Source organism: Listeria grayi (assembly GCF_900638015.1).
GTDB lineage: Bacteria > Bacillota > Bacilli > Lactobacillales > Listeriaceae > Listeria > Listeria grayi.
The window spans coordinates 341,930-366,429 of the sequence record NZ_LR134483.1; the positions used below are offsets into that span (position 1 = coordinate 341,930).

The 24,500-nt window shown below is 36.2% G+C and carries 25 protein-coding genes; 24 read left to right on the forward strand and 1 reads right to left on the reverse strand.

Annotation, left to right across the window (positions count from 1 at the left end):
- Position 1: 1 nt before the first annotated feature.
- The 23 genes from EL241_RS01670 to EL241_RS01775 all read left to right on the forward strand — a co-directional run bounded on the left by EL241_RS01670 (position 2) and on the right by EL241_RS01775 (position 22,298).
- The gene (locus tag EL241_RS01670) at positions 2 to 844 is read left to right on the forward strand and encodes a two-component system regulatory protein YycI (RefSeq protein ID WP_170166132.1); all 843 of its coding nucleotides are present in this window, start codon (positions 2 to 4) and stop codon (positions 842 to 844) included.
- A gap of 72 nt (positions 845 to 916) precedes the next feature.
- A complete protein-coding gene (locus EL241_RS01675; RefSeq protein WP_003757364.1) occupies positions 917 to 1,747 on the forward strand; it encodes an MBL fold metallo-hydrolase in 831 nt (276 codons plus the stop codon).
- Between the two features lie 121 nt (positions 1,748 to 1,868).
- The gene (locus EL241_RS01680) at positions 1,869 to 3,281 is read left to right on the forward strand and encodes a S1C family serine protease (protein ID WP_036103576.1); all 1,413 of its coding nucleotides are present in this window, start codon (positions 1,869 to 1,871) and stop codon (positions 3,279 to 3,281) included.
- A 282-nt stretch (positions 3,282 to 3,563) separates the two neighbouring features.
- Entirely contained in the window at positions 3,564 to 4,079 is a 516-nt protein-coding gene (locus tag EL241_RS01685) for a type 1 glutamine amidotransferase domain-containing protein (RefSeq protein ID WP_036103578.1), read from the forward strand.
- Positions 4,080 to 4,602: 523 nt separating this feature from the next.
- Positions 4,603 to 5,082 carry a 23S rRNA (pseudouridine(1915)-N(3))-methyltransferase RlmH gene (gene rlmH / locus EL241_RS01690; protein ID WP_003757370.1) on the forward strand — a complete coding sequence of 160 codons (480 nt, stop codon included), beginning with the start codon at positions 4,603 to 4,605 and terminating at the stop codon, positions 5,080 to 5,082.
- A 636-nt stretch (positions 5,083 to 5,718) separates the two neighbouring features.
- Complete coding sequence (locus EL241_RS01695; RefSeq protein WP_036103580.1) at positions 5,719 to 5,931, forward strand: hypothetical protein; 213 nt, start codon at positions 5,719 to 5,721, stop codon at positions 5,929 to 5,931.
- 399 nt (positions 5,932 to 6,330) lie between these two features.
- Positions 6,331 to 6,624 (forward strand): Mor transcription activator family protein, encoded by a 294-nt coding sequence (locus tag EL241_RS01700; protein WP_052009049.1) that lies wholly within the window; start codon positions 6,331 to 6,333, stop codon positions 6,622 to 6,624.
- Positions 6,605 to 6,883, forward strand: coding sequence for a hypothetical protein (locus tag EL241_RS01705; protein WP_036103581.1), 279 nt, complete (start codon positions 6,605 to 6,607; stop codon positions 6,881 to 6,883). Before EL241_RS01700 ends, EL241_RS01705 begins: the two co-directional genes overlap by 20 nt.
- 3 nt (positions 6,884 to 6,886) lie before the next feature.
- The gene (locus tag EL241_RS01710) at positions 6,887 to 7,435 is read left to right on the forward strand and encodes a hypothetical protein (RefSeq protein ID WP_036103582.1); all 549 of its coding nucleotides are present in this window, start codon (positions 6,887 to 6,889) and stop codon (positions 7,433 to 7,435) included.
- A 275-nt stretch (positions 7,436 to 7,710) separates the two neighbouring features.
- Positions 7,711 to 8,199, forward strand: coding sequence for a hypothetical protein (locus EL241_RS01715; protein WP_036103583.1), 489 nt, complete (start codon positions 7,711 to 7,713; stop codon positions 8,197 to 8,199).
- A 309-nt stretch (positions 8,200 to 8,508) separates the two neighbouring features.
- Positions 8,509 to 8,688 (forward strand): plantaricin C family lantibiotic, encoded by a 180-nt coding sequence (locus EL241_RS01720; protein WP_036103586.1) that lies wholly within the window; start codon positions 8,509 to 8,511, stop codon positions 8,686 to 8,688.
- 17 nt (positions 8,689 to 8,705) lie between these two features.
- Positions 8,706 to 8,897 (forward strand): plantaricin C family lantibiotic, encoded by a 192-nt coding sequence (locus tag EL241_RS01725; RefSeq protein ID WP_036103587.1) that lies wholly within the window; start codon positions 8,706 to 8,708, stop codon positions 8,895 to 8,897.
- 32 nt (positions 8,898 to 8,929) lie between these two features.
- Complete coding sequence (locus EL241_RS01730) at positions 8,930 to 11,980, forward strand: type 2 lanthipeptide synthetase LanM family protein (protein ID WP_036103589.1); 3,051 nt, start codon at positions 8,930 to 8,932, stop codon at positions 11,978 to 11,980.
- Between the two features lie 25 nt (positions 11,981 to 12,005).
- On the forward strand, positions 12,006 to 12,875 hold the full coding sequence (locus tag EL241_RS01735) for an ABC transporter ATP-binding protein (RefSeq protein WP_232020858.1): 870 nt from the start codon (positions 12,006 to 12,008) through the stop codon (positions 12,873 to 12,875).
- Positions 12,872 to 13,597 (forward strand): ABC transporter permease, encoded by a 726-nt coding sequence (locus tag EL241_RS01740; protein ID WP_036103592.1) that lies wholly within the window; start codon positions 12,872 to 12,874, stop codon positions 13,595 to 13,597. The genes EL241_RS01735 and EL241_RS01740 overlap by 4 nt, the downstream gene beginning before the upstream one ends.
- A gap of 35 nt (positions 13,598 to 13,632) precedes the next feature.
- Positions 13,633 to 13,803 (forward strand): class II lanthipeptide, LchA2/BrtA2 family, encoded by a 171-nt coding sequence (locus EL241_RS13590; protein WP_170166133.1) that lies wholly within the window; start codon positions 13,633 to 13,635, stop codon positions 13,801 to 13,803.
- Positions 13,804 to 13,970: 167 nt separating this feature from the next.
- Positions 13,971 to 16,691 (forward strand): type 2 lanthipeptide synthetase LanM family protein, encoded by a 2,721-nt coding sequence (locus tag EL241_RS01745; RefSeq protein ID WP_126320294.1) that lies wholly within the window; start codon positions 13,971 to 13,973, stop codon positions 16,689 to 16,691.
- Positions 16,692 to 16,704: 13 nt separating this feature from the next.
- Positions 16,705 to 18,858, forward strand: a complete 2,154-nt coding sequence (locus tag EL241_RS01750; protein ID WP_126320295.1) for a peptidase domain-containing ABC transporter — start codon at positions 16,705 to 16,707, stop codon at positions 18,856 to 18,858.
- Between the two features lie 29 nt (positions 18,859 to 18,887).
- A complete protein-coding gene (locus tag EL241_RS01755) occupies positions 18,888 to 19,349 on the forward strand; it encodes a hypothetical protein (RefSeq protein WP_036103607.1) in 462 nt (153 codons plus the stop codon).
- A 109-nt stretch (positions 19,350 to 19,458) separates the two neighbouring features.
- The gene (locus EL241_RS01760; protein WP_036103610.1) at positions 19,459 to 20,082 is read left to right on the forward strand and encodes an accessory gene regulator B family protein; all 624 of its coding nucleotides are present in this window, start codon (positions 19,459 to 19,461) and stop codon (positions 20,080 to 20,082) included.
- Positions 20,063 to 20,173 (forward strand): cyclic lactone autoinducer peptide, encoded by a 111-nt coding sequence (locus EL241_RS01765; RefSeq protein WP_126320296.1) that lies wholly within the window; start codon positions 20,063 to 20,065, stop codon positions 20,171 to 20,173. Before EL241_RS01760 ends, EL241_RS01765 begins: the two co-directional genes overlap by 20 nt.
- A gap of 81 nt (positions 20,174 to 20,254) precedes the next feature.
- On the forward strand, positions 20,255 to 21,556 hold the full coding sequence (locus EL241_RS01770; RefSeq protein WP_052009052.1) for a sensor histidine kinase: 1,302 nt from the start codon (positions 20,255 to 20,257) through the stop codon (positions 21,554 to 21,556).
- A gap of 4 nt (positions 21,557 to 21,560) precedes the next feature.
- Positions 21,561 to 22,298: a LytR/AlgR family response regulator transcription factor gene (locus EL241_RS01775; RefSeq protein WP_036103612.1), complete on the forward strand. Its 738-nt coding sequence runs from the start codon at positions 21,561 to 21,563 to the stop codon at positions 22,296 to 22,298.
- A 341-nt stretch (positions 22,299 to 22,639) separates the two neighbouring features.
- Here EL241_RS01775 and EL241_RS01780 read toward each other — a convergent pair whose 3' ends face one another.
- Positions 22,640 to 23,503: a LysR family transcriptional regulator gene (locus tag EL241_RS01780; protein WP_036103615.1), complete on the reverse strand. Its 864-nt coding sequence runs from the start codon at positions 23,501 to 23,503 to the stop codon at positions 22,640 to 22,642.
- 139 nt (positions 23,504 to 23,642) lie between these two features.
- Between EL241_RS01780 and EL241_RS01785 the strand changes: the two genes are divergently transcribed.
- Positions 23,643 to 24,380: an NADPH-dependent oxidoreductase gene (locus tag EL241_RS01785; protein ID WP_036103618.1), complete on the forward strand. Its 738-nt coding sequence runs from the start codon at positions 23,643 to 23,645 to the stop codon at positions 24,378 to 24,380.
- Positions 24,381 to 24,500 lie beyond the last annotated feature (120 nt).

A 24,500-nucleotide genomic window follows, 5' to 3' on the forward strand; every position in this document is an offset into this window, starting at 1 on the left:
TATGGATTGGCGTAAGACGGAAATCATCTTTATCATTACTTTCCTGCTTGTCGACATCTTTCTCGGAGTTGTTTGGTTCAATAAAAAACTAGCCGACAATACTGACAAACTGAGTTCTTCCAGCATTCAAGAAAACCTGAGGAACGATCATATCAAATATCCTGCCGATCTTTCGGAAAAGTCGGCGTCAGGAGCGATTTTTACCGCAGAACCATATATTTTTCAAACAAAAGAGTTGAAAGAGCTCAAAGATCAATCACTTACGATCCAAAATCAAGGAACGATCTTGCATTCGCAATTGAAAAAGCCGATCCAAGTAGATCCCAAAAAAGACAACCCCGATCTCAAACAGTTTATTGAAAATCACGTTTATAAAGGAAAATCCTATGCTTTTTGGAAGTATGATGAACAGGCACATGAGCTGGTCTATTATCAAGTCATGCACAAAAGTCCGATCTTATTTGAGAAAAATGCGTATGTCCGCTTTTATCTCAACAACGACAATGAAGTTACTTCTTATGAGCAGACATTGCTGGAAAAACAAAATGATCTGAAAGAAAAGAATGACCTGATCTCTGCTTCCGTTGCACTTGAATCGATCTATCAGCACGGGAAACTGCAGCAGAAAAGCGAGATCAAAGCAATCACTTTTGGCTACTATACGACCGTAAAACTCTCCACCGGGAATTTTTATTTCCCAGTTTGGTGTTTTGAGATCGAGAACAAAAATGTCACAGAGTTCTTATTAGTTAATGCTGAGGACAATCAGATCATCAATGTTACAGATATGGAACAAAAAGGATTAGAAGAAACAAAAGCAAGCGGTATGTTGCTCCCTAGATAGTTAGCAAGAGATGCTTTTTTCCGTAAATAGCGTTAGAATAGAAGCAGCAGAGGTTGCAAGGGGGAAAAAATAATGTTTTCAGAAACAGCCCAAACAAAAATACAGACAGATCAGATCCGCTTTAGTATTCTTGCAAGCGGAAGCTCAGGAAATGCAACTTTAGTCGAAACAGGCGACCAAAAGATATTGGTGGACTGCGGGCTAAGCGGTAAGAAAATCGAAGGATTATTTGAACAAGTGGGCAGAAAAATGTCGGACTTGGATGCGATCTTGGTTACCCATGAGCACGTGGATCATATCAAAGGCCTCGGCGTCATTGCTCGTAAATATAAACTGCCTGTTTTTGCGAATCAAAAAACATGGCAAGCAATGGATTCTATGATCGGTGAAGTAAACTCAGATCAAAAATTCCATTTTGATATGGAAACAGTAAAATCATTCGGCAGTCTGCAGGTGGAAAGCTTCGGTGTTTCCCATGATGCGATCGAACCGATGTTTTACATTTTTCACAGTGGCGACAAAAAATTTGTCATGATCACCGATACAGGATATGTAAGCGATCGGATGAAAGGCCATATCAAAGGCGCGGATGCTTATTTATTTGAAAGCAACCACGATATTGAGATGCTACGGATGGGCCGCTACCCTTGGAACGTGAAACGACGTATTCTTGGAGATGAAGGTCACGTAAGCAATGAAGATGCCGGCATTGCGATCAGTGAAGTGATCACTGATAAGACGAAACGCATTTACTTAGGACATTTAAGTAAAGATAACAATATGAAAGATCTAGCGAGAATGAGCGTGAGTCAAACGTTGGCAGCGCAGGATATCATCGTTGGCACGCAGTTGGAATTGTTTGATACCGATCCGGCTGTTCCAACGGACATATTTACTATATAAGAAATTGCAGAGATAACTTTTCTCTGCTTTCTTTATATTTTTAAAATTTTTTCATCATTTTTTCATATTTGTTTATTAATATAAAGATAACAACGATATTTATTCAGGAAGGAGCAATAAAATGGACGAAACAAATAGAGAAAATTTCCCTGAAAAGACGGAAAATGATCTGCAAGTCAGTAACACCAATTCTCCGCAAGAGATTCCAGCTGAAACGATCAGTTCGACCGATACTTTTTTTGACGAAATGAATAATCGGGATCCTTTCCGCACCGAGCTCACCCAAGGAGGAAATGACAACACACCTCCACCACCCAATAACAATCACAATACTAGTAACGGTGGAAATGGCGAACCCCCTCGCAAAGGCGGGAAAGGCAATTTTATTGGCTATTTTTTGACCGGATTGATCGGTGTCATTGTGGGCGCTCTTATCATTTATTTTATTCCATGGAATAATGACAACGATTCACTCACAAATAATGCAGTCAATACAACTACAAAAGGCCAAAAAGTAGAAAATGTTTCCGTTAATACCACGACCAACATTACAAAAGCAGTCGGCAAAGTCCAAGATGCCGTGGTCAGCGTACTCAACTATCAATCTTCCGGAGATCCACTGGACGGAAACACTTCCGAAAAACAAGCTTCTTCAGGTTCCGGTGTTATTTATAAAAAAGCAAACGGCAAAGCTTATATCGTTACCAATAATCACGTTGTCGCGAACGCAGAGAAATTGGAAGTAACTTTTGCAAACGGTAAAAAAGCTTCTGCAAAACTGCTGGGCACTGATGTATGGAATGACTTGGCCGTTTTAGAGATCAATGGTAAAAATGTTTCTAAAGTAGCAGAATTCGGCAATTCCGATTCCCTAAAAGTCGGCGAACCAGCAATTGCGATCGGGAGTCCGCTTGGAACAGAATTTTCCGGTTCCGTAACAGAAGGAATCATTTCCGGCTTAAATCGTGCCGTACCAGTAGACACTAATAGCGACGGCCAAGAAGATTGGGAAGCTGACGTTATCCAAACAGACGCAGCAGTCAACCCAGGTAACAGCGGCGGTGCATTGATCAATATCCAAGGACAAGTCATCGGCATCAACTCGATGAAAATCTCGATGCAGAACGTAGAAGGAATCAGCTTCTCCATTCCGATCAATACTGTAGAACCAATCATTCAACAACTAGAAACAAAAGGCGAAGTAGTGAGACCATCCCTAGGCGTGACCCTTCGCGACGTTGAAACGATCCCAAGCGCACAACAAAAAAGCGTCTTGAAACTTCCAGAAAACATCAACTACGGCGCCATGGTCCAACAAGTCACCAAATCATCAGCCGCAGCTAAAGCAGGCTTGAAACAATATGACGTTATTACAGAATTAAATGGCAAAAAAGTTACTAACTCCATTTCCCTACGTAAAGAATTATATTCACCAAACCTTCAAATCGGCGACAAGATCGCGATCAAATATTACCGTGACGGTAAATTGAAGAGTACTACTCTGACATTGGTTGCTTTGAAAGAAGGCGCGTAACTCAGAACCCCTACCTAAGGGGTTCTCAGCTTGGCGAAAAACGCTCATCTTCGTCGTTAAAGCCTGCGTTCCGATGCTCACGTACACAAGTACGCTCCGCTTCGGTACTCAGCTTTGCCTAGAATCTAATCATTTTTCACCAAGCTGAAAACGGTAAAATAATGATTGAAATGGTGTTTTTCTTCAGTCTGAGAATCCCTACCTAAGGGGTTCTTTTTATGTTTAAAAATAAATACACGTGGAAAACATTATATGTAGCCAAAATCAAAGGAGAGATATATAATGGGTAAAAAAATAGCAACAGTTATCACAGATTTATTTGAAGATGTGGAGTACACAGACCCCGCAGAAGCATTCAAAAAAGAAGGACATGAAGTCACGACCATTGAAAAAGAATCTGGGAAAACAGTCAAGGGTAAAGCAGAACAGACACCTGTAACCATCGATAAAGGTATCGATGAGGTAAACGCCAAAGATTTTGACGCGTTGTTCATTCCCGGTGGATTTTCTCCTGACCAACTCCGTGCCGATGAACGCTTCGTTAAATTTGCGACTGAATTTTTACAAGCAAATAAACCGATCTTTGCCATTTGTCACGGACCGCAATTGCTTATCCAAACAGGTCAATTGAAAGGAAGAACCGTTACCGGATTTACTTCCATTCTATTAGATCTTAAAAATGCTGGTGCAAATGTGAAAGATGAAGAAGCAGTAGTGGACGATAACATTGTAACAAGTCGTAATCCAGACGACATTCCGGCCTTTATCAAAGAATCATTAAAACAATTAGAAAAATAAGACCAACAGTCATCACCCATTTTGGGGATGGCTTTTTTTGTGGATAAAGTTGTGTATAACTAAAAAGGCAAGAAGGATATATATAGTGGCGAACAGAAATTCGTCCACCAAATCTAGCAAGTGCCTGTGGATATGTGGATAAACACTGTGAATAACTTGTTAATAAGTAGGGTATAAGCTGTGGAAATGTCCGTGTAAAGGCAAAAAACATGACAGGCAATAATACCCATACCAGTTGGGCGAGTAGTGGTTTGTATACAATTTTTAAATGAGAAAGGAATAATAGAAAGACTTGTGGATAACCTGTGTATAACTAAAAAAGCAAGATCATAGATATTGCGACGAACAAATGTTCAAACACAATATACCAAAATGCCTGTGGATATGTGGATAAATTCTGTGTATAACTTGTGAGTAAACCGGGGATAAACTGTGCAGAACCAAAAATTCAGAAAATAAATGCGCAAACTTTCGCAAATTGTTGTATTCTTATAGAAGAGAATTTGAAAAGAAGAGGGGACAAATGAATATACAAATCATAACAGTTGGTAAATTAAAAGAAAAATATCTAACACAGGGAATCAATGAATACTTAAAAAGATTGCAGGCCTATGCCAAAGTCCAAATCATCGAACTACCTGATGAAAAAGCACCAGAAGTACTTAGCCAAGCAGAAATGGAGCAAGTCAAGCTAAAAGAAGGCGAACGGATCCTAGGCAAGATCAGTGATGACGCTCACGTAGTTGCGCTGGCGATTCTCGGAAAGCAGAAAACCAGCGAACAGTTCGCAGCGGGAATCGAAAAATTGATGACTTATGGGAAAAGCAAGATCGTGTTTGTGATCGGTGGTTCGCTTGGATTAGGGGATAATGTGTTGAAGCGAGCGGATGAGGAGATGTCGTTTGGAAAACTGACACTTCCTCATCAATTGATGAGATTAGTATTGGTGGAGCAGGTCTATCGAGCGTTTCGGATTATGAGAGGGGAGCCGTATCATAAGTGATGCGGTTTTTAATAATACTGTTTGGGAATATCATCTTTCCGGTTGTATTTTCTTAGAAATATTTTTGCCATAAACTGTTCGTCATATATTCAAGTTTTTTCATATTACTTTGTGCTAAACTAAAAGAAAACATAAAAAACAGTATTTAAGAGGACACTTACGAAAAAAATCACTGATCATGAAAAAGTAAATTATTACGCCAAAAATTTTAATTCAGTCAATAAGCTGGTCTTCAAGTTGAGCAAACTTGAGACTAGAATAAACTGGTGAGAAAAGGGCTATAATGTTAGCTAGAAATGCCAGTCTGCTCTTTTTCAGTGATTTCGAAGTAAACCAATGTTTTAAAGACTTTTTCGTTTATATATTATCCTCTAGACCGAATCTCTGGGGAGATTCGGTCTATTTTTGTAAACGAGGGAGGAGATCAACTTGTGTGTGTTTAACAAAGAGCGTTTTGCGGAAACGCTTTTTTTGTATGGCAAAATTACCCGAAAATTTTATTGTGCATCAATGCTACTATCAAGATTGGGAAATGATTGTTTGTTTAGCTGAGAATAACCGTCCATTATATAGAGGGCTTTTTTATCAAGAGGAATGGATAATAGCAGAAAAATTCGTAATAGGAGGTGAGAATTAATGAATTTGGCGCAAAAACTTCTATGGTGTCAGAGTCAGATGATGCATTATGAAGAAATTCCTATAGAGGTAAAAACAATCAGTTATGAAGAGGGGTTATTGGAGAAGAGTGAATTACCTATAGAACTAGAACAATTTCTAAGTAGACATTGTTCAGAAAATGAATGGAATATAGAAATTTTTCAATGGAACCGATGCCAAACACTTATATAGGTGGGGTAGATACTTTTTTAGAGAATTCCAAAGTATGTTGGACCTTTTGGATTAAAAACAGTGATACTCCAATAATGAAGAAATATGAGCAACAATAACGAATTAGTAATATATGTAATTATCTATCGAAATTCGTAGATGTCTTTTATATTATTTAGGAAGATTAAAAAAAGCACGTTTTATGAACAGTACTTCCTCAATCTAAAAAAATTTAATCAGATTGATTTCTTCTTTTTTAGGTTAAGGTTTGGATTATCGAGAAAGTGACTATGCAACAATGTTTTTATAATTGATTATTCAACGCAAAAAGCCCGCAAATTACGCTGTATAAAAGCTTAGAAGTTGCGTAGAAATATTGCTAGGATAAAGATGTATGAGAGAGGGAGGGAAACGAACACATTGTTTCACGAACCAAAGGTACATGAAGATTGTTTGGCAGAGCTGTATAAAGAATTATCGGAATTGATTGGCCTTGAGTCAATGTTAAAATTATACGTCGTTTTAAAAGGACAACAAATCAATTTTCCAACAAGATTATATGCAGGAGAAAAAGTAAGAGCAAAGATCTATCAGACATACGATGGGGAAAGTTCTCATAAGTTAGCACGTGAATATGGCTATAGTTCTAGATGGATGCAACAGATTGTAAAAGAATATAGAGAGGAAAAAGAAAATGAAAAAATGGGGCATTGATAGTTTAATGATTGTCAGCTTTTTTCTTCTTCCTTTTTATCAAGTAACAGGAACAGTTGGGATTATTACTCACCGACAAAGCTATGCGGGGTATTCTCTGTTAACAGACCCCATCGCTTGGTTATTCTTATTTGCGCCAATTGGACAACAAGAAAGTTGGTTAAACTTAGAGAGTCATCTTCACATTGGAGGATGGTTATATCTTCTTCTATTAATAATAGAAATTAGTCAAGAAATTTTACGGAAAAGGAGTATATAAAAAATGGATAGAGAGAAAGTTTGGTTAGGGGTACAAAAATATGGCATTACGATAGGTGCCGCTGTGAGCATTCTAAGTTTATTTTTGACGATGTTTATTTCAGGAGATACAGTTAGAGATCAATTGACACAACGTTTAGGAGGGAGTTCGGCACACACACTATTTTCAGGAATGGAGGTCCTGTTTGGGACGGCTTATTCGGAGGGTGTTACATTAGGATATTTATTAGTAGCGTTTCCGGTGCTATTGTTAGCCAGTGTATTTGTAGTCAGTTTGAAAAAATATCGTTCTATGATTCAAATAACGACACCAATTTTGTCGATACTGGTTTTGTTTATTGTAAGAAGTCAAATGAAAGCAGCTTTATCCTTTACCGTTAATCATGGGGCGAATGAATACTATGTAAAAGGGGGAATAGGATTTTGGCTTGTTTTATTAATTGATTTGGTTATGATTGGGCTATGGATTATTCAAAAGTATCAGTTGAAAATTACTAAAGACAACTTAAGAAGTTTTATAGATAAGAAAGACTGGAATGAGTTGAAAAAATAATTATGAAGAGCCTGGGATATAAATCAAATTTTTGCTTGGGGTAAAAGATAAAGGCAAAGATAAAAAAGAATCGCTTAAAAAATCCATTTCTAAAAATGGATTTTAAGCGATTCTTTCATTATTTCGACTTATGTACCAGCCCTTTATTTTTTTAAAAGTGTGGAAAGTGACGGATATATAGTTTAATCTGAAAAGATATAGATAATAAACAGGAGTGAAAGTGACAGTGAATATAGCTTAAATAAAATGAAAATAGGCAATTACAATTATTCTTTTTGAATGGAGATATCGGTGATAGAAATTTATTCCAAGAATTAGAAGAAACTATTTATAGAAATATAATTAACATTTTGAAACATGGCTCTTCTGATATTGAAATGGATTTTAAAAATCTGTTATATGAAGAATCGCAGAGTGTCCAAGAATTATTAGGAATAGCATGCTTCATGTTTTTTGCTAAGATTTATAATGACTTCATTGGTTCCAAAAATGTAGAGAATGTAAGGCAAATAGATAATTTAAGGCAATTGAAAAAAATGACTAAATATTTAGTTAGTAAGTACGAGAATAGTACGTTTTTTGATGAAAAAGCTTCTAATATACAAATATTAGTTTACTATCTTTTTTATAAAGGATATGAAGAGAAATATTTATATACAAAAGACGTGAAAAGCAAAAAAGATATTACTGATATGATGATTGATGAAGGTATTATTGATGACAATGTTAATATAAATACTATTTATAAACGAATCTTCCTTTGAGATTAATTTTACACTCTCTTAAAAGTTGTCTCAACTTCTATCCTACATCCAGTTTAAGTATTGCTAGTTTTAAATTCGTAAAAACAGATCAAATTCTCTGATTTATAATCCTGTCCCTTCAAAGGGGCAGTTTTTTTGTTTAACCAAACGGTCAGGATTTCTTTAACGTAGCTCTAGGTAGAATTAATAACGCTTATGTATCAGCTTATTTTGTTTACGACAAATTCGTAGATAAAGTTTTTTTTTTTCATATAATAAAAGTTGTAAAGCAGATAGCTAGTTTTACAAAAAAATCAATGAGGTGAAAAAATGGAAAAAAAAGAATGGGAAAAAACGGCACAAATTGTTCAAGAAGGATTTCTGCAAGAAGTAGAGGAGCAAGAAATTGGAGAAGAGTCAGGTGGGGCTTGGTGGAATGTTAGTAAGAACTTGGGTAATAAGGGGCGGATTTGTACTTTAACAAAAGAATGTCAGTCTATGTGTAATTAAATAGGGGGGATATTGATATGACGAAAAAAGAATACGGGCTTCAGCGAATGTCGCAACTAGATCAGCGGGATTTCTTAAAAGAAATTGAAGAACATGAAAAGCAGAATCAAGTTAGTGGTGGATGGGGCTGGAAGGATTTAAGTAAGAGTCTAGGGAATAAAGGTTATGTTTGTACGTTAACGAAGGAGTGTCAAAAACTCTGTAGGTAAGAAATACGTCTTTTTATAGAGGGAGGATATTTATGACAGCATTAAAACCAGAGACAGCGATTAAGCAGTGGCTTCCATTTTTTCCGGAATTTAAAAAGGCGGAATGGAAATTAACTGCTCTATTAGATCAATCGAATATCCTGAAGGAAGAGCCAGTACGGACATGTGATCTGGAAAAAATGATTTCGGGTTGGTCGGGTTTAGAAGCAAACAGATATAACAAAATGGTTTGTAAGGATGTGTTATTTCCTAATGCTTTTTATCCTATTATCCACAGGTATTATCGTGATATAGACCGATTTGTGTCAGAAGAGCCTTTTATACTGGATAAAGAGAGTGTTAAGCAAGCTATTTTCTCAGGGCTGATGGACAAGCTTTCGAACTTAGGAAATCGTGTTTTAGTCAAAGATTTAACGGAGCAAAAGCAGCAAGGGTATCTGGAAGGGCATTCTCCGGAAGCGCGTTTTTCCTACTATGCTAATGTGCTATTAATGGATAAGTCATATCTCCTCCGCTTCTATCAAAAGTACGATGCGTTGCTTGCTTTACTAGTTCAGACCGTGGTCAACCAGCTTGCTTTTTTTAAAGAAGTGATTCTTCAAACGAAACATCGGTGTTTGGATATTTGTTCCTTAGTTACAAAACCAGTTATTGGCATTGTGGGATTTGGCGGGGATTTAGGGGATTCTCATAATAATGGTAAGTCTGTATTAGTCATTCATTTTAATGATGGGCAAAAAGTAATCTATAAGCCACGTTCGCTTAGTTTAGAAGTTACTTTTAATAAGCTACTTCAGCAGATTAATACGTTAGACACAGGATTAGCACCATTTAAAACCGTAAAATCGGTAGATAATGGAGACTATGGTTGGATGGAGTATATCGAGCATAGGCCCTGTGAGCATAAGGAAGAAGTTGCTTTCTTTTACCGTAACATTGGACAGCTTATATGCTTACTATATTTTTTAAATGGAAAAGACTTTCATCATGAAAATATCATTGCTGCTGGGAAATTTCCAACGTTGATTGATTTAGAATCGTTATTTCACAATGATGATGGGGAAGAAACTGTAGCAGAATCTACTATTTATCGGAGCTTTTACCGGCGATTAAATCAATCCGTCCAAGGAATTGGCATCTTACCACAATGTCTAAAAAATAATTCTTATATAGATTTTATTAGTGCAGATGTGGGTGGTGTTAGTGCTGAGAAGGAACAATTATCACCGTTTAAGAGCAATGTGATTTTTAATCGCTATCGAGATGATATTTATATCGGAAAAGACTACGGACTAATCAGCGTGCAGCAAAACATCCCAATCTATAAGGGAGATAGTGTTTCTGCAAGTGATTATGAAGGAGAAATAAGAGCTGGTTTTTCGCAAATGTATACGTGGGTGCTGGGAAATAAAGCGTGGTTTTATGAACAAGTCAATACCATTTTCAGAGGGACAATGAACCGCTATATTATCAAACCGACATTTTTATATAGTCAACTCCTTGCTTTAAGTTTCCATCCACATGTTTTAACTTCAAAGTTAAATAGAAAAGTATTATTGCATCGAATCGGAATGAATCAGACTGATAGAAAAAAAGCGTTGTTTCGGGCGGAGCTAAGTAGCTTGGAGAAGGGGGATATTCCATACTTCTTGACGAAAATAACGGATACCCATCTCTATGATCAAGCGGGCTTATTAGCAGAAGATTATTTTTCGCAAACGCCACTTGCGAGCTCATTAGTTAAAATTGCTGATAGTAGTGAAGCAGATAGAGCGTTCCAACTTTATATTATAAAACAGATATTTGCTGCTAAATGCGCTGATCAAACGAAAAACATAACTGATATTGCATTTAAGCAAGAAGCTGATTTGCCATTGAAGAAAGCGCAATGGCTGGAACTTGCTAAAGCAATGGGAGACGAAATTATTGCCAATGCGGTCGAAATGGAGTCGCAAGGTGAGAGAATTGTCACGTGGATTGGGATTAATTTTGAGGGGCAACAGGATCAGTATTGGGAGCTTGACTTTATTGGAAATAACTTGTATTTGGGAAATGCAGGAATTGCACTTTTCTTAGGATATCTAGGAGATGTAACCGGATGTGAACGCTATACCAAATTTGCTAAGGCGGCTGTTCGCGCTGTCCAAGAAGAATTAACATCCATTACCGGGGAAGAGGCTGAATTGATTGGAGCTTTTAATGGAGTTAGCAGTTATTTGTATGCTATTGGAAAACTGAATGAATTGTTAGTCGGCGAGTATACCAATTATATAGAACAATCTCTTGCTGTTGTTCATAAGTTGATTAAAAAAGATACGAACTTTGATATTATCTCAGGTTCAGCAGGGTGTATGCTCGTATTAATAAATATTCATAACAGTTTCCAAGCACAGCCAGACATACAAGCGAAAATTTTGCATGTCATCGAGGAATGCTATCAACATATTTGCATAGGGGCAAAACATATGGATTCAGGAATTCACTGGCGTCAAAAGGAATTAGACCCTTTAGTAGGATTTGCACATGGAAATGCAGGAATTATATACAGTCTTACTAAATATTATGAGATGACAGGGCAGGAAAATTGTTTATCACTTATAAAACAAGCTCTGAATTATGAACGTCAGTTTTACGATGCTGAAAAAAAAGGTTGGCGCTTTTCGGAGCAGCAAAGTGATATTTCTCTGGGCTGGTGTAACGGGACGCCTGGAATATTGGCTAGTAGAGTGGCGCTGTTAAAAAGTGGTTTTCGGGATAAGCGTTTGGAAGAAGAAATAACTATTGCGTTACAAGAAATGCAAATTAATGGCTTTGGTAATAATCCGTCCCTTTGTCATGGCGATTTCGGAAACTTAGAAATAACGGCTGCTGTGGCACAGGATTTGCAAGATGATAATTTATTAAATAGCTGTTTTGCTACGGTACAGCATTTATATGACAGTTATTTAAAGCGAAATTGGCAAGCGGGGTTATTTAAAGGAACAGTCTCCTACAATCTAATGGTGGGATTAGCTGGATGTGGATATGCACTCTTACAGGCATATAAGAATTATTCTTTACCCAAAATTTTACTATTAGATTAAAAGGAGGCGAATCCGATTGGTAACAGTGATGACATTCAATAATGTTAGTAAAAAGTATAAAGAAAAATCAGTTTTAAAAGATATTTGTTTTACCGTGAAGTCACGTGAAATTATAGGATTAGTCGGGGCTAACGGTGCAGGAAAGACAACATTGATGCGCATTTTAGTAGGGCTAACCAAACAATATGAAGGAGAGATACATTCCGAATTTTTAAAACCACAGATTGGATGTGTGATCGAAAGTCCTAATTTTTATCCTTATTTATCAGGCTATCAAAACTTACTACATTTTTCCAAATACACAACAAGTGATAAAAGTGAGGTTATAGAACTACTTGATATGCTTGGTTTAATGGATGCTGCACATAAAAAAGTTAAAACATATTCTTTAGGGATGAGACAACGCTTAGGAATTGCTCAAGCTTTATTGGGTCAACCAGACATTCTTGTTTTAGATGAACCTACAAATGGTCTCGATCCTCAGGGCGTACAGTCGATGCGTCAATATTTAAAGCGGATTGTTAAGACCAGAAATGTAGGAATTCTGCTTTCCAGTCACATCCTCTCAGAGATTGAGAAAATATGTGATCGAGTTATGTTGTTGAAAGATGGAATACTCACTGAGAATATTCGCACATTAGTAAGTGAGCAAGCACACAATGTCGCGTATCAATTTAAAACACCCGAACCGACAGAGCTAACGAATTTTTTGCAGCGAAAACATTTTAAGGTAAAGCGATTTGGACAAGTCGTAGAAGTACAATTGCCTAAAGAAAAAATTTTTTCGACTATTCGGGCAATCATCCAGGAAAATCTTTATTTCGAGAGCGTGACTGCAAAAGAAGCTGATTTAGAAGAGCAATTTATGCAAATTGTAGGAGGGGATAAATCATGATGACAATTGTACGGCTTTCTTTACTCGAAGTGAAGAAAATTGGTAGCAGACCATACAGTTATCTCGTTCTACTAGTAGCAACTTTTGCGAGTATCGGAATGGGTGTAGAAGTGTTGAGCAGTGATACATTCAGCATGACACATATTTTTCTGTTTTTCGCGATGATTGCCGAATGGATCATTATTTATTATGGAGCAAAATCATTAGGCGAAGAATTTTCTGTTAAAACATCCACCATTATCTTCACGAAGAATGTATCGCGAAAAATCATTCTGCTTAGTAAACTAACTAGCTTGGCTCTAATCGGTTTAATGATGGGGATTATCAGTTCAAGCATTGCGGTTATATTCCAATATTTATTAACAGGCAATCTGACAGGGGAGTTTCTGATTAAGGAAGCGTTATTTAATACGATTGCTTACATCCTTTTTACCATGTTAGTAGGAAGCTTTGGTATTTTAGTTGCCAGTCTTACGATGAATTTGACGACAGCGTTATTAATATCCATTGTCGCCTTTCAATTTTTACCAGCTTTATTGGAAATGACCGTTGAAAAATTTTCGTTTCTAAAAGGTGGTATGGAATATATTCCCTTTCATTCAGCGATTAAGTTTTTAGAACTGCATCAATTCGGAACAGCAACATTAGTTGGGATTATCGGTGGGATTATATTGTTCACAGTATGTAGTGTTATCCTCATTGATAATAAAGACTTAGTTTAACACAACAAAAACGCATATAAAAGGAGTAGAAGAAAATGACAAATCAAAAAAAAGAAGTAATGAATGAAAAAGAACAAAAGTTAGAGGCAGAACTACGAGAGCTTAGCAGCCATGAAGACGAAAATGGCGGTTTTCCATGGACTGTAACGGTACCGTTATCTATAGCGCTTTGTCCGACTGCAAAATGTACAAGTAAATGTAGATAAATCTGGTCAAATAGGAGGATAGAACACGATCCTCCTATTTGATAGATAGAAATCATGCACATTCCGTAATTATATGTACTGATAATTCTTTGTTTTTTCTTATTAGTGTCGTATTTCTTTGCCATCCACTACTTCTGTCATATTATGAATGAAAAAGGAGAATCATTATGCAATGGAAAGATGATCAAACTGGGGTTTTTGATAATTTTTATAAAGCAGATTTGAATTTTTTTCAAATACAAGCTCACAAAATAATGAACCAATTGGACACGAAAGGGTTAGTAAATGTAGAACAAGTTGTTCAAGCGCTTTGCCTAGAATTAAAACAGCGCTTGATGAGTTATTGTTCAGGCGTTCTGCTTACCAACTTTCAAAAATGGAAAATGACAGAAGTAAGTAATAATGAAAATTATGCTATCTATAATGAATCTTTGTTAAATGAACAAGTTAGAACAAAGTTGTTAACAGCTTATCCAGTTATGAATAAGTTGATTGCGAGGACGATACGACAACAGTTGGAGCAACTATATGAAATTATCAGCCGTTTCTTGCATGATCGGGAAGCCTTACAAGTCCAGTTTAAGGTTTCGCTACAATGTCTTGAAAAGGTGGAGCATCTAAACAGCGACCCGCATAAAGATGGTAGGAATGTTGTGCTACTTACGTTTACAAATAATAAAAAAATAGTTTATAAACCACGTTCTCTAGCGGGAGAAACGACTTTTAATCGCTTTTTGGAGTATCTCAATACAGCGGGTGCTTTACGTTATGCACTGAAAAACACAAAGATTTTAGATCGAGCAGCTTATGGCTGGCAAGAATTCGTTATGCAAAAGCCTTGCAATACCGTTTCAGAGATTAAGCGCTATTTTTATCGAGTTGGTGCTTACAGCGCATTATTTCAGCTCTTGCAAACAAGTGATTTACACTATGAGAATATCATTGCTGCTGGAGAATATCCGCTCTTTATAGATTTAGAGACACTTGTTAGTGTAAAGGCGAAAAAGAAGGCGCAAGAAACGGTCCTAGATTTATTTTATAATGAAGTAAATGGATCCATCATTGGCTCATTGCTATTTCCGCAGCAACTAATTGGTAGTCAAAAAACCGCTGATTTATCAGGACTGACTGGTGGATCACTGAAAATAGAAAAAGTAAAAATAATTGCAAAAGGTACAACTGATATATGCGAAAAAACCCAAGTTACACAACTTAATTGTGTATCAAATCAAGTTACATTAGGAAAAGAAAGAATAGATCCAAATGAGTATTTCACAGATATTTTAGCAGGTGTTAGCGATTGTTTTAAAATACTATATGAACAAAAAGATTTTTTTGTAAACGAAATTGCAGCAGGTAAATTGGTATCGGGCACCTATCGGCAAGTTTTAAGACCGACCCATGTGTATGCGAAGTATTTAGATAGCGTTTATCGACCAGAATACTTAGAAAACACACAAAAAACAAAACAACTGTTAAACATCATTACAGAAACAGCAGCGCATAAAAAACGAACACAAATCGAGTTATCGGAAATGCTGAATAATGACATTCCGCATTTTGTGTGTGCGAGTAATTCAACCACTCTACAAGCTAGTAATCAACAAACGGTTGAGAATTATTTTGAAACCACACCACAGCAACTTGTTGAAAATAAATTTAAGCAATTAACGAAGCAAGAAATAACGAAACAAAAGTACTATCTTCGACTGGCATTCAACCTCTATGCGCAAAATAAGCAACTAGCCAATGAGGCTGATCTACTAGCTGATTTTGCTCCCGATGGTGATTTCAATGATAAATTACTTGATTTATTTGAAACCACAGCTATCTGGGATTGTAAGAAGGAAAAATGCACATGGCTATTAATAGATAATGATGGAGAAACATATGCATTATCACCATTGATACCATCTTTTTATCTAAATGCCGGAATAATTTGGTATTTAGCAATAGCTGGAGAGCAGCGTCAGCAAATGGCGTATACAAAAATGGCTAAAGGGGCAATCAAAGGGATTACTGAGCTTCCGAAATCTTTTATGGGAGAAACTCCTTCTGCTTTTGCGGGCTATTATTCATTAATTTATTTGTATTACAATCTTAGCGTTTTATGGAAAGATAAAACTTTGCTACATCAGTCCTATCAACTAATTAAAAGCATCAGTGTTGATCAAAACACCTCCCTCGAGCAGATTGATTATGTCAATGGAATCTCCGGGATGATTCATTTATTAACTCGTATTTATGAAAAGGACAAGCAAGATTTTATTCTGGAAACGGCTTGTATGTTAGGCGAGAAGTTAGATGCAAGCTTGAAATCAGCAGAAGCAAAAACAGGCTTAGCACATGGGCTTTCAGGATATGCATTAGCACTTGCTAGCTTATGGCAGCATACAAACAATAAAACTTATAAAGAGAGAACGCTAAAATTATTGGAAGCAGAAGATCAATTGTTTGATTCAATTTCAGGAAATTGGATCGATGTTCGAACAAGCCAAAGTAAATTAAACTATTGGTGTTATGGGGCATGGGGTATTTTGCTAGCAAGAAAGCAAATTACCATATATTTAAACGATCAGACAATAAGCCAATCTTCCATTTGTATCCGAGCCTTAAAAAATGCTTGGGAGATGAAAGAAACATCTCTTAATAACAGTCTTTGCCACGGTAATGCTGGCAATGGCATAATAAGGCAACTGTTAGCAGATATAGCGGCGGAAAATGGGCTAACCACCATGCAGAATGTATTGAATTTTACTGAAAAACCATATCAACAACTTCCAACATTGCAATTTATGCTTGGTCTTACTGGCGTTGGTTATGCCTTATTGCGTCAAGAAGAACCGAGCCTCCCAGCCATGTTAGATTTATCGCTATTAAGTAGTTAAGGAGGAACTTCAATTGAAAAAAAGACGCGTACCTTATGTGGAACAAGTGCAAGCCACGGAATGCGGGTTATGTGCTGTGGCAATGATATTGCGATATCACAAAAGCTATGAAACGTTGCATGACCTACGAACAAGTGTGGATACTGGGAGAGATGGTTCTTCATTGCGACAGTTAAAGTTGTTATTAGAAGAGCATCATTTTAAAGTACATATATATGAAGCCTCCAGCAATGGCTTGAATCAGATAGCACTCCCGGCAATCATCTTTTGGGAAAAGGAGCATTTCGTGGTCTTGGAGAGTATTCAAAAACAAGCGTATACGATTATTGATCCAGCAGTTGGCAGACGTGTAATAAAAACAGATCAATTCCAAGCCGCTTTTTCAAATTTTGTTTTAACTGCAAAACCGAAACCATCTTTTGAGCCAAAGGCAAGAAGTGAAAATCCATGGAAAACGATAATTTCTGATTCATTAATCAATAAAAAGTTAGTAGGACAAGTGATTGTTTTCGCCCTTCTTTCATATTTGGTTACCCTAGGACTACCTATTATCGTGCAACATATTATAGATACACTGGCGACTTTCAATAGTCAACTTATTATACAGTTGGTCTGCCTAATGATGGTGTTATTTGGGATTTACGGATTTGCTCTTTATATGCGAGGGCAAAAGTTGATTGCTTTACAACAAGTTATTGACCGATCTTTAATGGGAGGCACTTTTTCACATCTCCTTAAGCTACCGTACAACTTTTATGAAGTTAGAACATCGGGTGATTTACTTTTCAGGATGAATACATTGACTGTGATCAAAGAACTATTGTCAGAAGATATAATTACAGGGATTATTGATCTTGGTGGCGTTCTTTTTGTAGCAGCATACATGTTCTATTTATCACCAGTTTTGGCTGGAGTCGCCTTGCTAGTGTTTATACTTAATGGGATTTTTATTATTATGACCAGACCGAGAGTACTCGAATTAAATCAGAGTGAGATTGCAGAGAGTTCTAAACTACAGACTATACAAGTTGAATCTATATATTCCATTTTAGGTGTGAAGTTAGCTGCTTTAGAAGAACATGTACGTCGAAACTGGTACGCCCAATTTAAACGAGTTTTAGGCTCTTATCAAAAACGAGCAACATTTTCGAACCTATTCACAACCGTCACAAGTCTTGTTCAAGTTGGTGCCCCTTTCTTAGTATTGATTGTAGGGATTATTCAATATCAGCAAGCTGCTCTAACCTTGGGCGAAGTAATCGCATTTAATAGTATTTCAGCCATTTTTTTTAGTCTAAGTACGGCGATTTTCAATACGTATAATAAATACTTAGTGGCTTCATCTTTTCTTGAACGTCTACAAGATATTCGAGAAGCAAAAGCAGAAGTTTCTAATAGTACCGGTGTCCAACCCCAATTAGAGGGGGACGTAACTTTGCGTAATGTTAGTTTCTCCTATTCAAAGAACTCGCAACGTGTTTTAAAAGATATTAATTTAAAAATAAAACACGGCGAAAAAATTGCGATTGTCGGATCTTCTGGTTCTGGGAAAAGTACATTAGCCAAATTAGCGCTGGGCTTGTATACCCCAACAAGGGGTGAGATACAATACGATGGCATATCTATGCTGACCCTTAATAAGCAAAATCTGCGGAAACAAATGGGTATTGTACCACAAGATATTAACTTATTTAATAAATCAATTTTAGAAAACATTCGGATGAACCAGGAAAATATTTCTCTTAGAGATGTACAGACAGCGGCAAAACTCGCTCAGATTCATGAAGAAATTGAAGCAATGCCAATGGGATATCACACATTAGTGTCGGAAATGGGATTGAATTTATCAGGTGGTCAGCGGCAAAGAATTGCTTTAGCACGTGCATTGATTAATAAACCACGTGTCATTGTCCTTGATGAGGCAACGAGTTCGCTAGATGCTGTAAACGAGCAAAGAGTAGCGCAATATTTAAGTAATATCGGAGCGACTCGGATTATAATTGCACATCGTTTATCAACCATTATTGATGCAGACAAAATTTATGTAATGAGAGAGGGTCGTATTGTAGAAGAGGGCAAGCATGAGGAACTTTTTCAGCGCAAAGGATATTATTATCAACTATATGCCGCGCAGCTAAGTCATCAAAAATCAATGCTCACAGCGTAATAAGGAAAATAGTCCGTGAGGTGAAATTTGTGAGGAGATCTATTTTAGGGAAAGAAGTAGCGACTATCTCCTTTACAACACTTGAAATGTTAGAAGAAGCTAATCAAGCTGTTGTTCCGATTTTGGAGATATTTGAACTATTAAAACAATATGCACCCAAAAATAGTATGAAAAAAAATTTGGATTTTCGAATCGTGTTATTGATTGATGGCTGTTTATATATTAAAAGAATAAACGAGGATAGTATCGTTGTCTTTCAAAACGATTTATTAGTAGAATTTAATAAGGATAAACAGTATTTATTTTTGTTAGAAGGGGGATTGGAACAAAGTCTCTTACAATTGATGCTTCATATCAAGCGAAGTTTTCATGTAGTAGAATTTCATTCCATTAGTTTGCAAGCGTGGAATGTTACTATGATATTGCAAGTAGAGCTGGGAATACAGGGGAATAACGTTAAGGAAGAAAAAACAAACACTAGCGACTTGTAGTTTTGATTGGGAAGTACGCTAAAGAAGGGAAAACGATTTTTTATGAAAAAAAAGGAAATAGTCCTTTGTATTCCTGTATGCTTGTAATAAGCAGGAGGAGGAAATTTCTATGGATATTAAAATGACTGGGTGGAATTTGTGGGGTATCGAACACCGTTTGGCTAAGCGGGTATTGGAAAGGTTAACAGCTGGGGAGGCTATGAGTGAGCAAAAGTTTCTGAAATGCAAGCTAGGCATTGAAGCATTAATAAATAATATGTTTAAGTTGAGTATTGTATATGCGGTTGCCTTTGTAATGAATACTTTCCTAGCAACTCTTTTTGTCCATTTAGGTTTTTTAGCCATTCGAACGTTTGCATATGGGGCGCATGCAAAGAGCTCGGTTGGTTGTATAGGAATAAGCACGCTTGCACTTGTCGGACTTCCTTTGCTTATCCAAAAGACCTTTTTATTTCCGCGAGTGGTTCTATTACTAGCTGCATTGCTAATAGCTTATGGTTTATGGGAATATGCTCCAGGAACTACTGCTAAAAACAAAATCACAAGCGAGATAAAGAAAAAACGACTAAAAAAACGAGCCCTTTTTAGTTGCTTTCTCACCATAGTAATTAGCTCGTTGCTACCTCTATTGGAAGCAAATCTGCTTCTAATTGGAAATTTACTGGCAGTATGTTGTATCATACCCGTGTTTATTAAGAAAGGAGGGAATCAAGATGAAAAAATTAGTGATTAATTTGTTTGAAATGTTTGGATCGCTTAATGTGAGACAGTGTTGTTTTCTTTTGTCAGATGAAATAGAAATTCCTGATGAATTAGCGGAATAGTATCGTTTAGTTAATGGAGTAGAATCTATCTATGTGAAGTGGTATACTATTTGTAGACATTCATATAGAGGAGGGAAATACTTGGAAGTTGCAATAGGCATCATCCTCCAGACACTTTTACTCCATCTCAATGGAAAGATACTAGTACATAATAGGAAAGTGACTATCAGTGAATTCGTTTTTCTAACCGTAGTTGCAGTTATAATGGTTTTAATGTATAATTATTTAAATTTTTTTACGTCTATTGTAATGATTCTTAATATTTTGATTATTAATTATTTAAAATACCATAAATTAGTATTGGCTGTAGGGGTGACGTCATATGCTACTATCATTTTAGTGCTAAGCGATCATTTAGCCACTATTATGGAAGTGTATGTTCTGCAAATCAATCAAACCCATATTAACTATACCTATGTTTTTGCCCATCTCGGAATTCAAATTATCCTATCTGTTCTCATCTCATATTGGGTAGCTAATATGATAAAGAGAGTGGAAAAAAAGTTAGGGTTAGATATAGTCCATAATATATTTGTGGCCGTATTGGGCTTAGCAACAATGATTGTCTATTATACAAGTATTTATTTAGGGTTTTTCTTAGGAAATGCTTTCCCTTTGATTCAGCTCAATTTGATGTTTTTTATCGGCTATTTGGTAATTACATTATTCATTTTCTTTTTTTACATGCATGCACTAAAAAATAAATATGAAGTAGAACAAAAGGAAATAGAGTATGAATCAATGAATCGTTATACGGAAGCGATGGAAAAGCAGTATCATGAGGTGCGTAAATTTAGGCATGATTATAAAAATATATTGTCTTCGATTGATGATTATCTTTTGGAAAATGATTATGAAGGATTAAAAATATATTTTTTACATAAAATCAAGCCATCCTCAGAAATGATAGATCGAAATAATTTTAAACTTAATGACCTTAGAAATATTAAAATAAGAGAGCTGAAAAGTATCTTATCTTTTAAATTGATATCTGCACAAGAGGCAGGTATTGATATAGTTATAGAAGTAACTGGACAAATCAAAGTAGTACCTACGGATACAATTATCTTAGTCAGGCTGATTGGGATCATCTTGGATAATGCTGTAGAAGAGGTTCAATTCCTAGGAAAGGGACAAATCGCTGTATCGCTATTTGAAGATTTTCATTCTGTACAGATCATCGTCCAAAATACATGTCGAGAAAACATTCCAAAGATTCACCAACTAAAGAAAGAGGGCTTTTCGACAAAAGGGGAAAACCGGGGTCTTGGATTAAGCAACATGAGCGAAATGATTAATCAAACGGCTAATTTACTATTAGAGACTACGACTGAGCCGCGATTATTTATACAACGGCTAATTATCCAAAAAGAGAGAAGGTAAGCACATGTTATCTATTTTTATTTGCGAAGATGAGGATAAACAGAGAGAGAAAGTAGAAACGTGTATAAAAAATTACATTTTAATGGAAGACCTGGATATGGAAGTGGTATTATCTACTGCGAATCCAACAGAAGTGTTAGACTATGTAGAGTCGCATGATCATACTGTGGGTTTATACTTTTTAGATATTGATTTGCAGCATCCCATGAATGGCTTGACACTCGCTGCAGAAATCAGAAAAATCGATGATTTAGGCAAAATTGTATTTGTAACCACACATGGAGAAATGTCCTATCTTACGTTTACTTACAAAATCGAGGCAATGGATTATATTATTAAGGATTATCCAGAAGAAATCCAACAAAAAATTCAGGCCTGTCTTCGGGTTGCTTATGAACGCTATCGTAATGATCGAATAGGGAAGAAACAATTGTTTCAAGTGAAATTAGGAGACAATGTTCGTTCCATCCACATAGATGATATTATTTTTTTTGAAGCATCTCCAGCGGCTCATCGAGTCATTCTCCACTTGGAAAATAGTGAATTAGAATTTTATGGATCGATCAAAAGTTTAGAGTCTATAAGCACAGATTTCTACCGATGCCATAAATCCTATTTAATAAATAAGAACCACATTATGGAAATCAATAAAAATGAACGCTTAGTCATAATGTCAAACGAGCAAGCGTGTTTAGTATCGGTTCGTGCGTTATCTGGATTAGTAAAAATACATAAAAGGTAAGATTATTTGAAAGTCGTAAAGAGGTGGATTTCTTGTGGCAAGTTGTTTACGTGAAGAAGTAAAAATTTATAAAATAATCTAATTCTAGAGCCTGAACATAAGATTGATTATAAAACGAAGGCTGTTTACAGTTTCGACCTCAGACTGTCGGAAAAAGTAGTTTGCTTTTCCGGCAGTTTTTTTTTGTATGATTGTAATGAAAAATGCCTATATAAAGAAACAACATCTGTTAGTGAAACATCAACACATTTTTGATAATATATTGACTAGGTATTGTGGTTCATAGGACGTGAAATTGTCTATACGGATGCTGCTTTTAACAACAAACATCCTCCAAACTCTCATCTCTGAAAAGCTGGTTTGCTTTTTTCGATCAGCCACTTTTCTGCACTTGAAATCGGATGATCGGTATGATAAATGAGCGTTTTTCGCAGTTTGGCGTACTCGTCGGGTAAAGTTTCGTAGGTAAGGAAATGATATTTTAATGCGATGCTTTCAGGGATAATGCCGATTCCCAGTTCGTTTTTGCAAATCTCAAAAAGTGTTTCGGCAATATTTATTTCGGAGATAGAAGCAGTTTCCACATTGAGATCTTTCATCAAAGAAGCCAGTGCTCTATAAGAATAGCATTGCTTACTAAAGACGTATAAGCGTTCCTCAGTCAATATTTTTTGAAGCGATATCCCTTTTGTTTTGCCGGCGAAGACTAATTTATCTTGAGACAGCATCTCTGATATGACTTGTTTGTCTTGAAGCAGCTGCTCATTTTCTAATTCAGTAACATAAGCAATCGTTAATTCTCTATTTACTACTTTATGGATCAATTCGTTGGTGGTTCCGCTGACGATGGATAATTTTTTATTTGGGAACTGTGTATAAAAATCCTTAATAATGTCATTAAATTGGGTTGGAAAAGAAGTCTGGGGAATACCAAGCAAAATAGTTTCTTCTTTGTTAGTGATAATAGCAGTGGTTTCCTCCCAGAGCAAAATCATTTTTTGAAATTGGTGATAGAGTTTTTCCCCGTTTTGAGTTAGTTCAACGCCGCTAGAATGTCGAAAGAAAAGTTGTGTTTGAAATTGTTTCTCGATATTTTTTATTTTATTCGACATATTAGATTGTAAGTGATGTAATTCGCTTGCAGCGGCAGAAATACTTTTAAGTTCAGCGACTTTATTGAAAGCTTTCATGTTCTCGATATCCATAACGTACTCCTTCTGATATCAAAATTAATGATATCTATATATGATTTATGCATTTCAAATGATAGCGGGAATAAATTATACTTTACTTAGCATTTAAATTCAAGAAATGTAAGTGATATGGACAATTGGAGGAGAAATCATGAATAAAACCATTCAGCAATTAGTCAAACATGTTTCAGTACGAGAATTTAAAAAGGAGCGTTTGTCTGATGAAATCAAACAAACGCTAGTAACTGCAGCCAGAAGTGGCGCTACTTCTCATTTTGTTCAAGCTTTTTCTATTTTGGAAATTACAGATCAATCATTACGAGCGAAACTAGCTGAAATTACGGATAGTGCTTCTTATGTCAAACAAACGGGAACTTTTTATGTGTTTGTCGGTGATCTATATCGACAATCACAACTTTTATTGGAAGATAATCAATCTTTAGCTGGTTTAAGAAATATGGAATCTTTATTAGTAGCAGTAGTCGATGCCACAATTGCAGCTCAAAATATGGTTGTTGCAGCAGAATCATTGGATCTTGGAATCTGCTATATCGGGGGAATACGGAATGATATAGCAAAGGTTGCGGAGTTATTAAACTTACCTCCGTTTACCATACCGGTTTTCGGACTAACTGTCGGAGTCCCGGCACACAAAAATCAAGTTAAAACACGACTTTTGCCTGAAAATCAAGTGAGCGAAAATCAGTATCCACATGATCGATTCGCAGATTTAAAAGCATATGAAGCGTTAACGCGAGAATACTATGCTTTACGTGAAAAAAACGGACAACAAACTTCTTGGCCGGATAAGAATATCGAATTTTTTAAAGCGATCCGAAGACCAGAAATCGCTGCTTTTTTGAAAAAGCAGGGTTTTACGTTGGATTAAATAGCTAAAAATAACGTAACTTTTAAGACCGGTGCTTTCAAAGAGCCGGTCTATTTCTATGTTATTTTAAAGTTAAAGATATACAATGAATGAATACTGCTTCAAAATGTCCGTTGCAAC

Excerpts from the sequence above, each read along its gene's own strand:
- EL241_RS01670 (WP_170166132.1), top strand. The coding sequence starts at position 2 with ATGGATTGGCGTAAGACGGAAATCATCTTTATCATTACTTTCCTGCTT.
- EL241_RS01675 (WP_003757364.1), top strand. The coding sequence starts at position 917 with ATGTTTTCAGAAACAGCCCAAACAAAAATACAGACAGATCAGATCCGC.
- EL241_RS01680 (WP_036103576.1), top strand. The coding sequence starts at position 1,869 with ATGGACGAAACAAATAGAGAAAATTTCCCTGAAAAGACGGAAAATGAT.
- EL241_RS01685 (WP_036103578.1), top strand. The coding sequence starts at position 3,564 with ATGGGTAAAAAAATAGCAACAGTTATCACAGATTTATTTGAAGATGTG.
- rlmH (WP_003757370.1), top strand. The coding sequence starts at position 4,603 with ATGAATATACAAATCATAACAGTTGGTAAATTAAAAGAAAAATATCTA.
- EL241_RS01695 (WP_036103580.1), top strand. The coding sequence starts at position 5,719 with ATGAATTTGGCGCAAAAACTTCTATGGTGTCAGAGTCAGATGATGCAT.
- EL241_RS01705 (WP_036103581.1), top strand. The coding sequence starts at position 6,605 with ATGAAAAAATGGGGCATTGATAGTTTAATGATTGTCAGCTTTTTTCTT.
- EL241_RS01710 (WP_036103582.1), top strand. The coding sequence starts at position 6,887 with ATGGATAGAGAGAAAGTTTGGTTAGGGGTACAAAAATATGGCATTACG.
- EL241_RS01720 (WP_036103586.1), top strand. The coding sequence starts at position 8,509 with ATGGAAAAAAAAGAATGGGAAAAAACGGCACAAATTGTTCAAGAAGGA.
- EL241_RS01725 (WP_036103587.1), top strand. The coding sequence starts at position 8,706 with ATGACGAAAAAAGAATACGGGCTTCAGCGAATGTCGCAACTAGATCAG.
- EL241_RS01730 (WP_036103589.1), top strand. The coding sequence starts at position 8,930 with ATGACAGCATTAAAACCAGAGACAGCGATTAAGCAGTGGCTTCCATTT.
- EL241_RS01740 (WP_036103592.1), top strand. The coding sequence starts at position 12,872 with ATGATGACAATTGTACGGCTTTCTTTACTCGAAGTGAAGAAAATTGGT.
- EL241_RS13590 (WP_170166133.1), top strand. The coding sequence starts at position 13,633 with ATGACAAATCAAAAAAAAGAAGTAATGAATGAAAAAGAACAAAAGTTA.
- EL241_RS01745 (WP_126320294.1), top strand. The coding sequence starts at position 13,971 with ATGCAATGGAAAGATGATCAAACTGGGGTTTTTGATAATTTTTATAAA.
- EL241_RS01760 (WP_036103610.1), top strand. The coding sequence starts at position 19,459 with ATGGATATTAAAATGACTGGGTGGAATTTGTGGGGTATCGAACACCGT.
- EL241_RS01765 (WP_126320296.1), top strand. The coding sequence starts at position 20,063 with ATGAAAAAATTAGTGATTAATTTGTTTGAAATGTTTGGATCGCTTAAT.
- EL241_RS01775 (WP_036103612.1), top strand. The coding sequence starts at position 21,561 with ATGTTATCTATTTTTATTTGCGAAGATGAGGATAAACAGAGAGAGAAA.
- EL241_RS01780 (WP_036103615.1), bottom strand. The coding sequence starts at position 23,503 with ATGGATATCGAGAACATGAAAGCTTTCAATAAAGTCGCTGAACTTAAA.
- EL241_RS01785 (WP_036103618.1), top strand. The coding sequence starts at position 23,643 with ATGAATAAAACCATTCAGCAATTAGTCAAACATGTTTCAGTACGAGAA.